The 15,491-nt window shown below is 53.0% G+C and carries 11 protein-coding genes; 8 read left to right on the forward strand and 3 right to left on the reverse strand.

Annotated elements, in window-relative coordinates; all coding sequences use genetic code 11:
- Positions 1-9 precede the first annotated feature (9 nt).
- A complete protein-coding gene (locus COW20_14045; GenBank protein ID PIW46963.1) occupies positions 10-1,368 on the forward strand; it encodes a phosphodiesterase in 1,359 nt (452 codons plus the stop codon).
- A gap of 80 nt (positions 1,369-1,448) precedes the next feature.
- Here COW20_14045 and COW20_14050 read toward each other — a convergent pair whose 3' ends face one another.
- Positions 1,449-2,609, reverse strand: a complete 1,161-nt coding sequence (locus tag COW20_14050; protein ID PIW46964.1) for a hypothetical protein — start codon at positions 2,607-2,609, stop codon at positions 1,449-1,451.
- 65 nt (positions 2,610-2,674) lie between these two features.
- Between COW20_14050 and COW20_14055 the strand changes: the two genes are divergently transcribed.
- The 3 genes from COW20_14055 (at position 2,675) to COW20_14065 (ending at position 5,109) form a co-directional block, all read left to right on the forward strand.
- On the forward strand, positions 2,675-3,538 hold the full coding sequence (locus COW20_14055; protein ID PIW46965.1) for a hypothetical protein: 864 nt from the start codon (positions 2,675-2,677) through the stop codon (positions 3,536-3,538).
- Positions 3,526-3,933 carry a hypothetical protein gene (locus COW20_14060; protein ID PIW46966.1) on the forward strand — a complete coding sequence of 136 codons (408 nt, stop codon included), beginning with the start codon at positions 3,526-3,528 and terminating at the stop codon, positions 3,931-3,933. The genes COW20_14055 and COW20_14060 overlap by 13 nt, the downstream gene beginning before the upstream one ends.
- Positions 3,934-4,092: 159 nt before the next feature.
- Positions 4,093-5,109, forward strand: coding sequence for a 3-oxoacyl-ACP synthase III (locus tag COW20_14065; GenBank protein ID PIW46967.1), 1,017 nt, complete (start codon positions 4,093-4,095; stop codon positions 5,107-5,109).
- 3 nt (positions 5,110-5,112) lie between these two features.
- On the opposite strand, the gene COW20_14070 is transcribed toward COW20_14065, so the two are convergent.
- On the reverse strand, positions 5,113-5,529 hold the full coding sequence (locus COW20_14070) for a hypothetical protein (protein ID PIW46968.1): 417 nt from the start codon (positions 5,527-5,529) through the stop codon (positions 5,113-5,115).
- Between the two features lie 43 nt (positions 5,530-5,572).
- Entirely contained in the window at positions 5,573-7,414 is a 1,842-nt protein-coding gene (recD, locus tag COW20_14075; protein PIW46969.1) for an exodeoxyribonuclease V subunit alpha, read from the reverse strand.
- 49 nt (positions 7,415-7,463) lie between these two features.
- Between recD and COW20_14080 the strand changes: the two genes are divergently transcribed.
- The 4 genes from COW20_14080 to COW20_14095 form a co-directional block, all read left to right on the forward strand.
- Positions 7,464-10,601, forward strand: a complete 3,138-nt coding sequence (locus COW20_14080; GenBank protein ID PIW46970.1) for a hypothetical protein — start codon at positions 7,464-7,466, stop codon at positions 10,599-10,601.
- Positions 10,598-14,113: an exodeoxyribonuclease V subunit beta gene (gene recB, locus COW20_14085; protein PIW46971.1), complete on the forward strand. Its 3,516-nt coding sequence runs from the start codon at positions 10,598-10,600 to the stop codon at positions 14,111-14,113. Before COW20_14080 ends, recB begins: the two co-directional genes overlap by 4 nt.
- Positions 14,114-14,196: 83 nt before the next feature.
- Positions 14,197-14,736: a hypothetical protein gene (locus tag COW20_14090; protein ID PIW46972.1), complete on the forward strand. Its 540-nt coding sequence runs from the start codon at positions 14,197-14,199 to the stop codon at positions 14,734-14,736.
- A gap of 92 nt (positions 14,737-14,828) precedes the next feature.
- The coding region (locus tag COW20_14095) for a hypothetical protein (GenBank protein ID PIW46973.1) at positions 14,829-15,491 on the forward strand (663 nt) is incomplete at its 3' end.

The raw sequence follows: 15,491 nt of genomic DNA on the forward strand, positions 1-15,491 counted from the left end.
AAAGAAAGGATGGGATCTATGTTTGATTTTTTAAAACGTTCTTTGCTGCTGACGGCTTTGCTTTTGGCCTGTGCGCAACCGCTGGCTGCCCAGCCTGGCTCCCCTGCACTTTCGGTGATGGTTGGAAATACTGAAATGAATGAGGCCTGGATTTGGGTGCAGACCCCTCAATCGGCGCAGGTCAAGGTGCTTTTTCAGGCCGAAGGAACTTCTCAGAGCCAGCAGACGGGGGTGTATCAAACCCTTGAAAAGGACTATTTCAGCGTCAAAATTCCGCTCACAGGTTTGAAACCTGAAACCCACTATCTTTACCAGATTGAGATCAATGGCAAACTTCAAACCCTGCCCTATGCTGCCCGTTTTCGTACCCAACCCCTCTGGCGCAACCGCAAGGCGCCTCCCGCGCTTAAACTTGCGTTGGGTTCCTGTGCTTATCTCAACGACCCTGAAGCGGATATTCCTGGCTATGAGGGGCTGGGTGGGAATTATGAAATTTTTGAATCAATTCGCAAGGCCCAGCCTGACTTTATGCTTTGGATGGGCGATAATGTCTATCTGCGGGAGCCTGATTTCTTTTCAGCTGATCGTTTGAATAAACGTTACCGGCAAATGCGTGAATTGCCTGAAGCCCGTCCTTTTTTAGCTGCAATTCCTCAGTACGCGATTTGGGATGACCATGATTATGGCTCCAATGATTCAGATCGCAGTTACCGGCTGCGCACTGAAATTTTGGATATTTTCAGGCATTATTGGCCCAACCCGGCCAGTGGCCAGCTGGAAGGCGGGATTTATACCCGCTTTGAATGGGGCGATGCTGAATTTTTTCTGACAGACAACCGCTATTTCAGAGCCCCGTTTAAACTGAAGGATCCCAACAAGGATTTCTTTGGGCCGGCACAATGGGCCTGGCTGAAGGACAGTCTTTCCAATAGCGTTGCCACCTTTAAATTTATTGTGGTGGGCAATCAGGTGCTGAATACCCAGACCCCCAGTGAAAATTTTTACAGCTACAGGCGTGAATTTCAGGATTTTTTAAACTGGCTGGAACAATCCAACATTCCAGGAATTGTTTTGCTCAGTGGCGATCGCCACCATGCCGAGTTGCTTAAACTGGAAAGACCCAAGACCTATCCCCTGTATGAATACACGGTTTCGCCTTTGACGAGCAAGGCCTATCCTCCCTTTGCTGAAGAAAAAGAATTGGCAACTCGGGAACCCGGCTCTTTGATTGAGGCGCGTAACTTTGGCCTGATTCAGATTACAGGGCCAGCGGGACAGCGCGTGCTCGAACTGCAAACCCATGCTTCAGACGGTAAAATACTTTGGCAACGTAAAATCACACAGCAGGAACTCACGCCTTTGCCATGATTGCTGAGCCTTTTTTGCTTGCTCCTCTCTTGTTTTGAAAATCTTTGCTGAATGTATGACCCGTTTCAGAAAGAAAACCTTTACGGATTTTGGTCTGTACTTGTTTGGTTCTCCAATTGATTGAGCAGGGCTTGCAGGCTGAAATCGTATTTTTTGCGGGCTGGATTGGCAAATTTAGAAAAGCTGCGAAAGTCGATTTGCTCCCAATTACCCGTGCTGAAATGCTTGAGATAGACGTCAATATTCCGGCGATCGAGAATCTGCATACGCAGGCGCATTTCCACGGATTCTTTGGCGAAATCCAGACCATGAAAGGTATCATAGAGCATGACTGCGGCCCAGGCTCCCTGCATAAAATGTCCTCCCACGGTGGCATCCATCAGTCCGTGTTTGACAGCCTGTAGGCCATCGGCGGTCCAGTCTACGCCACCGGTGATCACGTCCTGGCCGGGTCTCAGCTTCATTTCGCGCAGTGCATCGACCGCTCCCAGTGCCATCGGGTCGTTGGCGGCCCAGATGACTTTGATACCTGGGGGAAATCTTTCAAAAATCTGGCGGGTTCTGAGCCTGGCCTGATCCCGGTTCCATGCGGCCGAGATCATGTCTTGAAGCACTGCATCCTCACGATCCCGGATGGCGATATTTAAACCTTTGATACGATCACTGGAGGCATTGGAAAGATGCTCGCCTGCCAGACCGATAATTTGGATTCTTTCTCCCAGGCCCTCTTCATTTTTCAGGCTTTGTGCCCGTTGAAGCAAACGGTTGGCCAGGTCAAAACCGGCCTCTTCGTTTTCGGGTAAAAACTCACCCAGCCAGTATTTAAAGCTTTCACGGGGCTTGCCGACCCGTTTTAAATCGGCCTCATCCAGCCCGGTATCGATGATAAAAGCGGGAGTTTTTGTTTTTTCTGCCAGTTCAAGAAATTTCAAAGCTGTTTTTTTAAAATTCTGAAAAACAAGGCCTTGCACTTTGTTTGGGCCAGAAGTGGCTTCTTTCAATTGTTTCAAGGCCAGGTCTGCGTCATCGTGGGCATAATAGACCCGCAGTTCCATGCCCAAGTCGTGGCAGGCAGCTGCCATGAAGTCGCGAAACATGGACCAGAAGGTATCATCGGCTTCACGGGGCGCGAAAAGTGCCAGGGTGATTTTTTCCGGTTCAGCAGGGCCTGCGACAGGAACCAAACACAGGCTGCTCCATAGACAGAGTAGAAACAGGCAGGATTTCAGCAGTTTGGGCATGGCAATGGGCTTTCTCTTGAGTCTTTGCTATTATATAGTGATCCAAAACCAGCGGGGAGAGTCGCGTGAAATTCAGTGCCTTGTTTGCCTTCTCGCTCTTGTTTTTGGGACTTGCCTGTCAACCCAAAGAAGAAGCGAAAGGAGAGCGTCTGGTTTTTGCTTCTAACCGTGATGGCAATTGGGAAATTTATCTTTATGGTTTGCAGGACCGGCGTTTGCATAATCTCAGCGCTTATCCGGATATTGACAAATCCCCCGCTGTTTCACCCGATGGCCGCCGGGTGGTTTTTGTCTCCAGCCGAGAGGGTCAAGATGACCTCTATACCCTGGAGTTGGATGGCTCAGATTTGACCCGCTTAACTCAAAATTTAGCCTGGGAGCGTGACCCGGTCTGGTCACCCGATGGGCGTCAGCTGGTTTTTGTCAGTGATCAGGAAGGTCAGGATGACCTTTACCTTTTGGGCGTGGGCAGCCGTATCAGCCAACGTCTGACCCAAGATCCTGCCTGGGAGAGCGACCCGGCTTGGTCACCCGATGGCAAGCGCTTGGCCTTGGTAGCCCGTCAGGGCCAGCAGCAGGAATTGCAATTGCTTCAGATTGAGACGGGCCAACGTCAGCCTTTGACGGCTTCCCCTGTTTTGCGTACCCCGGCCTGGTCACCCAATGGTCAAACCCTGGCCTATGTGGCCCTGGTAAAGGGGCATTCAGAAATCTGTCTTTGGGATTTGAAAACTGGGAAACAAAAGGTTTTAACCCATCATCAAGCCTGGGTTTCAGATCCGTCATTCTCGCCCGATGGCAAGCGGGTGGCCTTTGTTTCAAACCGCGATGGCAACGCCGAGATCTACCTGATCCAAACCGATGGCCAGTCCGAAAAACGCATCACTGAAAATCCAGCTCAGGAAGCTTCGCCTGTTTGGGTGCCGTGAAGCAACGCTTTTTGCGCCTTGCTTTTGGCTTCGGTCTGATAGCGCTGCTTGCTTTCTGGTTTTGGCCTGCCGTGGAGATTCCCACCCTTCCCAAGCACTTGATCCCCAAGCAAGATCGTTTGGATGGCAAGTGTTTAATGCCTTTGAAGCCACATTTTGCTGGAAGCATGCGGGATCCGGGGGGGCAGGATTGGGATCAGCAATTGCTGTTTCATCTCTCGCCCGGAATTCCCTACCAGATTCGGGAGCGTCCCCGCCTTCTTCTGTTTTTAGTATTGGCCCATCGCCAGCGTTTGGCCAGTCGTTTTCAGGTGGGTTCAGAACTGCGTTTCAATTTGGGTTCCTGGCCCTTTCCCCATGATTTGGAAGTTTGGTGGGCCTGTTCAGAAAAATGAGCAGAACGCTGCTATTTTTTGTTTGATTTGAAGGGCTTTCTGAAAATACTATTCCGACCCTTCTCTGAGAACAGTACAATAGGAAGGGGCAGATAGCCCCAGGGTCTCAATTTTTCTTCTGTTATTGCCAGAGGCCAACACCGAATATAAGGAACCAGCATGTATTTTGATAACGTCTCTATTCTCGGGATGGGCTATGTTGACGCCCCTCACCGCATCAGCTCCGCCAGTATTGAAGAACAGCTCAAGGACAATATTCAGCGTTTTGGCATGCGTCCCAATCTGATTGAATCTCTGACCGGCATCAGTGCCCGTCGTTTTTGGGACCCCGGTGTACAACCCAGTGATGCGGCAACTCAGGCTTCTGTACGGGCCTTGGAAGATGCCGGTATTCCCAAGGACAAAATCGGTGTCTTGATCAGCACCTCGGTCAGCAAAGATTTTATTGAACCCTCTGTGGCGGCCCTGGTTCATGGCAATTTGGGTTTGAAATCGGAATGTTTGAATTTTGATGTGGGCAATGCCTGTCTGGCTTTTCTCAACGCCATGACGATCGCGGGCAATATGATTGAACGCGGTCAGGTCGACTATGCCCTGGTGGTTTGCGGTGAAAGCAGCCGGGATATTGTGGAGCATACGCTTCCCCGCTTACAGGCTCCCGATGTAGAAGAAAAATATTTTCGTGATCGTTTCGCGACCCTGACCTTGGGCTCAGGGGGCGTGGCCATGGTTCTGACGCATTCCCGACTGGCCCCCGAAGGGCACCGCTTTTTAGGCGGCGTGAGTCTGGCTGCGACCCATCACAGCCGTCTGTGTTTGGGGCAGAATCATGATATGACCACCGATGCCAGCACGCTCTTGATGGCTGGCCTGCAATTGGCGGCTGAAACCTATGAGCGGGCCAAAGAGCAACAGGACTGGCATAAAAAAGATTTCCGTCAATACATCATGCACCAGGTGGGCGAAGTGCATTTGCGTAAATGCGCAGAAATTCTGAATGTTCCCCATGAAAAGGTGCCTCGGATTTTCCCTGAATTTGGCAATGTCGGCCCTGCCTCGATTCCGCTGACCTTGGCCAAGGTCGCTGAACAGGGCGAGATTCAAGCCGGTGACCGTGTGGCCTTTATGGGCATCGGCAGCGGTCTGAACTGCGCCATGATGGAAGTGCTCTGGTAGCGTTTAAAGCTCCATTTTACCCGCATTGCGTTTAAATTCCTCAGGTGAGAGTGAGCCGTTTTTATCGCTGTCGAGTCGGGCAAAACGCTTGCTGGCATGGGCCATGACCTCGTCCAGTGAAACCTTGCCATCTTTGTTGGTATCTTGCTTTTGAAGGTATTCTGTGACCGGCTTGCGGGCCTGGTTGCGCACGAAGAAAGGCATCAGCTCCAGTACTTCTTCAGGCACCAAAAAACCATCTTTGTTCTGGTCTGCTTTTTGAAAGCGTTCACGGCTGACCATTTGCATTTCCAATTGGGTGATTTTGCCATCTTTATTCAAATCCAGGTTTTCAAAGCGTTCCCCTCGGGGTTTTGCCTGGGCTGAGAGTGTAAACAAGAGACCCAGACAGAGAGCCAGGGCGAAGGGCTTGATAGACATGGCAAAAATTTTCTTTGTGTGTTTTCGGATCCTGGATCTGATTTTACTCGATGCTCAGGGCTACAACCAAGCCAGAGGAACGCTCGATCCGGTGTTGAACCGCACTGCGAAAAATGGCTTCTGAGCCCCAAATTTCTACCCGCTGACGCGCACGGGTAATGCCTGTATAGAGCAATTCTCGGCTGAGCAGGGGTGTTTCTTCTGGGGGCAGAATCAGCATGATCTCATGAAATTCAGAACCTTGGCTCTTATGCACTGTCAGGGCCCAGGCGGTTTCATGGGCTCCCAGTTGCGCTGGGCTGAAACTGTGAAGGGTTTGCCCTTCTGTAAAAAAATAAATACGGGGAGAATGGCCTTCGGGATTCCAGGTAATGCCCATATCGCCATTGAAAAGCCCATGCAAATAGTCATTCTCGCTGATCAGCACCGGGCGCAGGTGGTACCAGGGGCTGTTCAGGCTTAAGAGGCCGGAATGCTGAAGGGCCTTTTCCATGGCACGGTTCAGCCCCTCGACTCCTGTGGGGCCCCGGCGCAGAGCACAGAGCAGCACCTGGTCTTCGAGAGCCTCCAGTGCCGCCTGGGGAGAGTCTGCGCTTAGGTAGCGGGCCCACCCCCCTTGTTTGATTCTGCTGCCCAGCAAGGATTCGATTTGAGCGGGCAGATCCTCCAGGCAGATATCTTTAAATTCAGGGGCTTGCAGCAGGTGCCGGGCGTGTTCGGCCTGACCGGCGTTGATAGCTCGGGCCAGATGGCCAATGCCGCTTTGGGGGCCAAAACGGTGACTGTGTTTGAGTTGGATTACCTGATCATCCAGGGCATTTTGGCTTTCAGGCAGCAGCAGGATCTGTCCGCTGAGTTTTTCCAGGTCTTTGCGCCTTTGGGCACTGAAGGCATCAGCTTGGGCGGCCCGACAGATATCTCCCAGTACGCAGCCGGCCTCGACCGAGGCCAGTTGATCGGGGTCTCCGAGTAGAATGAGGCGGGCATCCGGGCGCACGGCCTGCACCAATTTGCTCATCAGAGCCAGGTCAATCATCGAGGCCTCATCCACAATGATCACGTCCCAGGGCAAGGGGTTTTCGGGCCCATGTTTAAACAGGTGGGAGCCGGGGCGGTAGCCCAAGAGTCGGTGAAGGGTGAGGGCACTTTCGGGCATGCGGGAGCGTATCTGGGCAGAAAAGGGGCCGCTTTCAAGACTTTTGAGCAGGGCTTGTTTCATGCGTGCCGCTGCTTTGCCTGTGGGGGCTGCCAGGGTGATGCGTAAATCGGGTGCATTTTCGAGCAGCAAAGCCAGCAGTTTGGCGACCGTGGTGGTTTTGCCTGTGCCGGGGCCCCCTGCGATAATGCTCAGGGTATTGAGCAGGGCATTGGCTGCGGCGAGGGCCTGCCAATCCGGTTGTTCTGATGGGGGAAAGAGGTTCTTAAATTGGGCGATCAGGTTTTGCAAGTGCTCTGTTTTTAAGGGCAGGGTGTTCTGACTTCTCTGGCGCAATTGCTGGGCCAGTTGATGTTCATACTGCCAATAGCGGTTCAGATACAGGCGTTCAGTCTCCAGAATCAAGGGGCAACTCTCACCGGGCAGCCCCACCACCTGGCTGTGTTTGCGCAGGCTGGCCAGCCAGGGGGCTAAGGCAGGGTAACAGAGGGCTTCTTCGTTCTGTATGGGTTGCTCAGCCAGAAGGCGCAGGTTGGCACAGGCATTTTGTGCCTGGGTCGCTTCACTGGCTGCCAAGGCCCCCAAAAGCAGGAAGGGATCCTGGCTCTCAGCCAATTCCAGAATCAGGTGGGCAAAATGGCGGCTGATCGGCTCCAGTCCGGCAGGGAGTTTGAGCACTGGCTTTTCCTCGTTTTGATCGGTGCTTGCTTGCGATATGCTTTTCAGCATACCATTCCAGCCTCTTGCCGTGGCTTAGCAGAAGACTTATGCTGGGTGCATGTCAAATTCTTCTGCTTTGCGGGTTCTGACCGATCCCCGCCCCGAGGTCCTGGCGGCAGCCTTGGCCCGGGAGTTGTCTGCGGCTCCCCTTCCCAATCCTTTTGCATTGGAGTGGATTTTCGTGCCCCACGCAGGGACGCAAACCTGGCTGGATTATTATCTGGCACAGGCTTTGGGGATTTGGGCCCAAGGACGTTTGCTTCACCCCCGTGAAGCACTTTGGCGCCTGGCCCGCATGGCCTTGGCTGAAATGCCCGATCGGATTGCACTTGAGCCCCAGCAAACGGTTTGGCTGATTTTTGAAAGCATCGAGCGCCTCTGTGCAGACCCTGCTTTTTCAGCTTTTAAAACCTGGCTGGAAGCAGCACCGGCGCAAAACCGGGCCTGGTCTTTGGCCCAGGAATGGGCCCGCCAGATTGATTTAATCGCGACCTTTCGACCCGATTGGTTGCCTGAGTTTGAAGCGGGTCGCTGGCCTTTGCCTGAAGCTGAGTGGGCGGGCAAGCTTTGGCAGGAATTGCTCAAGTCTTTGCCTGCGCCGATCTGGCATCGGGGGGCTTTACAGCAGTTATTTATTCGGCGCCTGCGTTCGGGAGCCGTTTCTCCCAAGCGTTTGCCCCGTCGTCTCAGTGTCTTTGGCCTGAGTGAACTGCCGTCTTTTTACCTCGAGATCTTACTGGCTCTGGCTGAAGTCGTGCCAACAACGCTTTATTTGCCCAGTCCTTTGCCCCCACTCGAAGGCTTGGTCTTGCGCGAAACCTGTGGCGAGCAGGAGCAGATTTGGGTGTCTGCGCTGGCCTCGCGTGGTGTTGTTTTTGAAGCTTTGCCCGAAACATTACCAGAACCGCAAAACCTGCTACAGGCATTGCAGGCGGCTTTGCGTAAGCCTGGCGATTGTCCGCTTTGGCCGGGCCCTGATACCAGCATTCAAATTCACAGTGTGCACAGTCCCCAGCGTGAGCTGGAGGTCTTGAAGGATTTTCTCTTTGCCTGTTTTGATGAGTTGCCCGAACTCAAACCTTCTGAAATTGCGGTCTTGATACCCGATTTGGCAGTTTATGCTCCTTTGGTCGCAGGTGTTTTCGGGAGCGGGGGCCAGCAGGGCGGGCGGTTGCCTTTTGCCCTGGTTCAGCCAGACTTCAATCAGAACCCTGGCGTTTTGGCTTTGCGCAGTTTGTTTGAACTCAGTTCCAGCCGACTCAGTCTTGACGAAGTCTGGGCGCTTTTGGAGCAGCCCGCTGTTTCAAGGGCCTTTGGTCTGCAGCCTGAGGATTTGGAACTAGCCATTTTTTGGCTGGATCAGGTCGAGGTACGTTGGGGTCGCGATGCGGAACACCGGCGCAAATTGGGTTTGCCTGCTTTTTCACAGAACAGTTGGCAGCAGGGGTTGCAGCGGCTTCTTTTGGGCATGGCTTTAGATGACCAGGGCCAGTTGCCCTATGCCGGTATTTTGCCCTATGGGCCCATGGAAGGGCAGAATGTACGCATTTTGGGGCGGCTTTTGGATTTCTTCAGTACCCTTGAGAAAGCCTTGGATGCCTTGGTTTCTGAAAAAACGGCAAGTGAATGGAGTGAGACCCTCAGCGAAATCTTGCTGCGCTTGGTCAAACCCTTGCCAGAACAGGAAGACGATTGGTTTCTCTTTCTCGAACAACTGCAAAAGCTGGCTGAAATTGAAACGCTTTACGCCCCCCCTTTGGGGTTGGGCCTGCTGAGAACCCAGTTGGAAACTCTCTGGAGCCATGTTCCTGAGCGGCCCCTGCCCTTGGGACGGATCCTTTTTGCTTCACCGGCCCGATTGCAGGGGCTGCCCTTTCGCGTGATCTGTTTTTTAGGGCTGAATGCCGGTGTGTTGCCAAGGGCTGATCAGACCACCGAACTGGATTTGCTGGCTTTGAGCCCCCGGTCAGAAGACCCCTCGCTGCGTCGGGCAGATCGGGATCTTTTTCTGACCGTGCTGCGTTCGGCAGGTGAGCGTTTTTATTTGAGTTATACCGGACGCCGGGTTCGCGATAATCTCGATTTGCCCGCATCCGTGCTGGTGTCTGAATTGCAGGACAGCCTGCAGGCGCTCTGTGGTCAGACGGTGCCGGTTACACGTCATCCGCTTCAACCCTTTGACCCCCGTTATTTTAAAGCCGGAACGGGGGTGCGCTCCTGGTCATGGCAAGCCTTAAAAGAAGCTCAAAATCTACAGCTGCCGCCCCAAGCGCACGCCTTTGTCGATGGGCCTTTGCCTGCGCTGGTGCCAGGGCCGACTCCCTGGCAGGCTTTGCTGGATTTCTTTCGCCACCCAGCCAAGGCCTTTCTTATGCAGCGCCTGGATTTGCGCCTGAGACGTGAAGAGCAGACCCGTGCAACGAGTGAGCGCTTTCAACTCAATGGCCTTGAGCGTTTTCAGTTGCGGGAAACCTTTTTGACTTGGCTTTTACAGGGGGGAAGCCCAGCGGTCTTTGATGCCCGTTTGAGGGCCCGGGGCCATCTGCCCCCCGGCCCGGTGGGTGAACAGATTTGGCTCTCCCTGCAAGCTGAAATTCTGCCTTTGGCCCAGAGCTTACAGGTTTTAACAGGGGTGCCTCAAGCCTCTCGTTCTTTTCGCTTTGATGTGGAGGCCTGGCAGTTGGAGGGGCAACTTCAGCCCCTTTTCAGTGAGGGCTTGATTCAAGTGCGGCTTTCACGGCTGAAGGCCGCAGATTATCTGCAGACCTGGCTGGAACATCTGCTCTTGGCCTGTCTGGGGGAAGCCCAGCCGGTCAGGCGCGTGGGTTTTGAAAAAGATCAAGGGGTTTTGCTCTCTTTTGCGCCCGTTGAGCAACCCCAGGCCGAGCTGAAACGTCTGCTGGATCTCTACGATCAGGGGCTGAATGCCCCCCTGCCCTTGGCTTTGGAGTCGGCTTGGGCCTGGGTTTCAGAACTGAATAAGGGCATTGAAAAAGCCCAACGCAAGGCTGCTCAGCGCTGGTATGGAAACCAGCAACAGCCTGGGGAGGCTTCTGATGCCGCCTATGCGCTCTGCCTCGCGCCTGATTGGCTGCGTGCCCCTGAAACAGAGGCCTTGATTCTGGAAATCTTTGGCCCCTTGCGCCAGCACCTGCGTCAGGTTTCCTTGCAAGCGGCTTTGGCGGCCTCCGTATGAGCCATTTTGATCTGGCGACCTGCGCTTTGGATGGCGTGCACATGATCGAAGCCAGTGCGGGTACAGGCAAAACCTATACCCTCGTGAATCTTTGCCTGCGTTTGATTGCCGAAAAGGGCTACCGGGTGCAGGAATTGGGGGTGGTGACCTTTACGGAAGCGGCGACCCAGGAATTGACTTGGCGTTTGCGTCTGCGTTTGAAACAGGCACTTGAGGCCTTGGCGCAGGGTTCCAGCGAAGACCCTTTTTTCAAGGCCTGGCTCTGGCATCAGGATGCCGATCTCATGCAACGGCTGAAACAGGCTTTGCGCGATTTAGACCTGGCGCGTATTTCAACCATCCATGCTTTTTGCCAATGGGCCTTAAGTCGTTTTCCTCTGCACAGTGGTCAGCCCTTTCAGATTGAGGTTTTGTCGGATCAGCAGGTTGTGTTGGCCCAGGCGGTTCAGGATTTTTGGCGGCAGCGCATGTACCGTGATGGCAAAAGCCAGTTGCGCCCTGTTTTGGAAGCTGGTTGGACCCCCGAGTGTCTGCAAAAGGAAATCTCCCCCTATCTCAATCTTTCGGCGCTCAAACTGGAACCTGAAAAACCTGAGGATCCCGAGGCGCTTGCCCAGGCATTGGAACGGGTTCAGGCGGAGTTTGAGCAGGCTTTTGCCCTGGCCCGCACTCTTTGGGTCAACGAAACCCGTGAGATTTTAGCGCAGGCTATGCAGCTCAAAGGGGGAAGTACCTTTCAGGCCCGCTATTTAGACGGAAGAGCTGAAGCGCTAAGTGCTTATTTTGCGGATTTTCCTGCTCGCATGCCCCATGAAAAAGACAAGCTTGAATATTTTTCTTTGGCCTTGATTCAGGCCAAAAACAAAGGGCCAGCAGTCAGCCACGCTTTTTTTGGTGCAGTTCAAACTTTGCTGAATGCCAGCGAAGCCTTGTTGCCCTATTGCCAAGAGAGTCTTTTGCTCTGGCAGCACCAATTGGCACAGGCCGTTGGCCAGCATGTCTCCAAGGGCAAGTTGGCACGCCAGCAGCTTTCCTTTGAAGATCTGCTGATTCAGTTGCATGCAGCTTTGCATGACCCTGAGCGGGGTGAGGCTTTGGCTCAGGTGATTCGCCAGGCCCAACCTGTGGCGCTGATTGATGAATTTCAGGATACGGATCCCTTGCAATATGCCATTTTTTCAAAACTCTATCCCCAGGGGCCACTCTTTTTAATTGGGGATCCGAAACAGGCGATCTATGCTTTTCGTGGCGCAGATATTCATACCTACCTCAAAGCGCGTCAGGATTTGCTGCCCCGTCAGCCACAAACCCTGTTTACCAATTTTCGCTCTTCACCTGATTTGATTGCCGCGCTTGAACAGTTTTTTAAACGTCCAGAGACTTTTGCCCATGCTGAAATTCCCTTTGTGTCGGTTCAGTCTGGCAGGCAAAAACAGGAATGGCGAGCCCCCGCAGGGGATGCCGCGCTTGAAATTGCCTGGATTCAGGCGCCTGAGGAGCAAAAATTGAGCAAAGAAAAAGTCTGGGAGAACTTACCTGCTCAGGTGGCCAGTGAAATGGTTCAGATGCTGGCCTCTGGAGAGTATGCTCTCAAAGACTCTGATACGGGTGAGTTTCGGCCCCTGGCCGCTCAGGATATTGCGGTGCTGGTGCGCACCCATGCCGAAGGCCAGGAAATTCGCGCTGCTTTGCGTCAACGGCAGGTGCCCTGTGTTCTCTACAGCCAGGAGAGTGTGTTTCAAACGCCTGAAGCCGAAGCTTTGCAAACCCTTTTGGAGACCATTCTTACACCCGGACGCCGGGATCGGCTTTTGCCGGTTTTGGTGGGGGTGATTTTTAATCAGAGCCTGAGCGAAGTCTATGCCCTGCAAAACGATGCAACGGGTTGGGAATTCTGGCAGGAGAGTTTTTTAAACGCCCACCAAGACTGGTTGGAGAAGGGCTTTGCGCGCATGTGGGCTGGGCTGGTGCGTCGCCACGCAATTTATGCCCGTTTGCTCACCACCCCGGAAGGAGAGCGCCGCGTGACCAATCTGCGCCATCTCAGCGAGTTGCTGCAAGCCTATGAGCAGGCCCATGATCCTGGTCTGCGTCAGCTCTGTGATTGGCTCAGGCGGGAACGCCTGGAGCTACGAACAGATCAGGAAAGCCTTCTGCTGCAATTGGAAACAGACCGTCAGGCGGTTCAGATTTTGACGATTCACCGCAGCAAGGGTTTGGAGTTTCCTGTGGTCTTTTGCCCCAGTTTGTGGGAGGGGCGTAAAATGCAGGTCAAAGCCCCCCTGCTAAGTGCTGAACCCCAAACCCGTCAATTGGTTTTGGATTTGGGCTCTGAGCATTTGCAGGAGCGAGCCAAGCAACGCAGCCGTGAAAGCCAGGAAGAGGATCTGCGTCTGGTCTATGTGGCTTTGACCCGTGCCCGCTACAAGCTGTGGTTGGCTTGGGGGTTTGTAAACCAGATTGAATTCAGTGCTTTGGGGCATTGGTTTCCTGCTGAAAATGCCCAGGAATTGTTCAGCACACTTCAAGCTGAGGTGGGTCTTAGCCAGGGGCGTTGGCATTTGAAAGCATTGGGAGAGCCGACCCGATTGAAACTGGCACGCTCCAGTGGAGAGCCGTCTGAAAACTTGTTTTTGCCGCCTTGGCCGCAGATTGCTTCAGCTTATCAAACGGCCAGTTTTAGTTTTTTAACGGCCCGTCAGGGGGTGAATTTTGAGTTGCCTGGGGCCGATTTGCCAGACGAATGGGAAGAAAATACTGAGCAAGCCTTGCCGGAATTGACTGAAAATCCAGAAGGGCCTTTAATGGCCTTGCCCAGAGGCAGCCGCCAAGGACGTTTTCTGCATCTTTTGCTTGAAAAAATTTCAGCGCAGACACCTGTCGATGCGCTGCCTGCTCAGCTCTTGCCCTGGCTGAGACGTTATGGTTTTGATGCAACGGTTTGGCTTGATCCCTTGCTTCAGGCTTTGCCTTTGATCTGGCAAACCCCACTTGAACCGGTGGGTTTTTCACTGGCTGAGCTGGAACCCCGTCAACGTCTGCATGAATGGGAATTTTATTTCCCTGTGCGTCAGACGCTCACCCCCGAAATGCTGCAGGATGTTTTTCGACAGCACCAAAGCCCTTGGGGGGACTTGCCCGCGCTCAATTTTTATCCCCTGCAGGGCTATTTCAAGGGCTTTATTGATCTGGTCTGTGCCTGGAAGGGTGTTTATTACGTGCTGGATTATAAATCCAATGGCTTGGGTTTGCGCTGGCGTGATTACGCACCAGATGCGCTTCTGCCTGTGGTCGCAGCGCATGCCTATGCCCTGCAACTGCACTTGTATCTGGTTGCTTTGCACCGTTATTTGCGTTACCGTTTGGCCGATTACGACCCCGACCTGCATTTGGGGGGTGGTTTTTGTCTGTTTCTGCGAGGCTTGCATCCTGAGCATGCCGGCTCAGGTATTTTCTTTGAGCGACCTTCAACCGCTTTGGTATTGGGGCTTTCTGAGCTCTTTGGCGAATAATTTTCTCTGATTTGAGATAAGGTTCACCAAATTTTTTAAAAATTCACGCTAAAATGACAAGATTATGAACAGCGGAGGGGCTTATGCAAGAACGTATCATTGGGGTTTTGAAATTGGATGCGGCCACCTATGAGGAAATTGAACATGACGAGGGGGCGCTTGCGCAAGCTTTGAAAATCGTCATTGCTGTGGCTGTACTCTCAGCTATTGGGCAGGCTTTTACACCTGATGGAAAAGGGTTCGTGGGGGCCCTGGCGAGCATGATTGGTTCGGTAATTGGTTGGTGGATTGGCGCCTGGGTGGCCTATAAGGTGGGAACCAGCCTGTTTAAGGGCGATGCTGAAGCCACCCACGGTGAAATGTTGCGGGTGTTGGGGTTTGCTGAATTGCCGATGGCGCTTTCTGTACTGGCGCCAATTCCTGGCGTGGGCGCTTTGGCTGGTTTGGTAGGGGGGATTTGGTCGCTTTGCACCTATTTTGTGGCCCTGCGTCAGGGTTTGGATATCTCCAACTTTCAGACGGTGATTACGATACTTGCGATGATGTTTGTCTATGCTTTTGTTATTTTCAGTCTGGCGTTTGTGATTGCCATTCCCATGGCCATGTTGGGACTTGTGGGCTAAATAAAGCACTTACGATCTCACTTCTTTGGACTGCTGTTGAAAATTTGCCAGGATTCTAGAAATCCGGCAAATACAGCAGCTATAATAGGAAGGTGGACAAGCAAAACAATCGTAAAAAACGCAGAGCCCGCGGAGAAGGCGTTACATCCTATCGTGTAACAAGTTCTTTAACTCTGACAGATGAGGCATTGGATCGCCAAAATGAGGTAAAGCATCGCCAAACCTCGCATTCCCAGAATGCCTATTACCAGCAGGATGCTTCGGGCTATGCCTACCAGCAGGGCTTTGAAGGGGCTGAGCAGCAGGGCTATGACCCAAGTCAGCAGGGCACTTACGACCAGCAAGCCTATGATCAAAGTCAGCAAGGCACTTACGACCAGCAAGCCTATGATCAAAGTCAGCAAGGCACTTACGACCAGCAGGCTTATGACCCAAGTCAGCAGGGCACTTACGACCAGCAGGCTTATGACCCAAGTCAGCAGGGCACTTACGACCAGCAAGCCTATGATCAGAGCCAGCAAGGCTATTATGATCAGCAGGCTTATGATCAGAGCCAGCAAGGCTATTATGATCAGCAGGCTTATGATCAGAGCCAGCAAGGCTATTACGATCAGCAGGGTTACGATCAGAGCCAGCAAGGCTATTATGATCAGCAGGCTTATGATCAGAGCCAGCAAGGCTATTACGATCAGCAGGCTTATGATCAGAGCCAGCAAGGCTATTACGATCAGCAGGGTTACGATCAGAGCCAGCAA

It is taken from the genome of bacterium (Candidatus Blackallbacteria) CG13_big_fil_rev_8_21_14_2_50_49_14, assembly GCA_002783405.1.
In the GTDB taxonomy this organism is placed as follows: Bacteria; Cyanobacteriota; Sericytochromatia; order UBA7694; family UBA7694.

Bases quoted from the DNA above. Each gene is read 5' to 3' on its own strand.
- COW20_14045 (PIW46963.1), top strand. From the start codon at position 10: ATGGGATCTATGTTTGATTTTTTAAAACGTTCTTTGCTGCTGACGGCT.
- COW20_14050 (PIW46964.1), bottom strand. From the start codon at position 2,609: ATGCCCAAACTGCTGAAATCCTGCCTGTTTCTACTCTGTCTATGGAGC.
- COW20_14065 (PIW46967.1), top strand. From the start codon at position 4,093: ATGTATTTTGATAACGTCTCTATTCTCGGGATGGGCTATGTTGACGCC.
- COW20_14070 (PIW46968.1), bottom strand. From the start codon at position 5,529: ATGTCTATCAAGCCCTTCGCCCTGGCTCTCTGTCTGGGTCTCTTGTTT.
- recD (PIW46969.1), bottom strand. From the start codon at position 7,414: ATGCTGAAAAGCATATCGCAAGCAAGCACCGATCAAAACGAGGAAAAG.
- COW20_14080 (PIW46970.1), top strand. From the start codon at position 7,464: ATGTCAAATTCTTCTGCTTTGCGGGTTCTGACCGATCCCCGCCCCGAG.
- recB (PIW46971.1), top strand. From the start codon at position 10,598: ATGAGCCATTTTGATCTGGCGACCTGCGCTTTGGATGGCGTGCACATG.
- COW20_14090 (PIW46972.1), top strand. From the start codon at position 14,197: ATGCAAGAACGTATCATTGGGGTTTTGAAATTGGATGCGGCCACCTAT.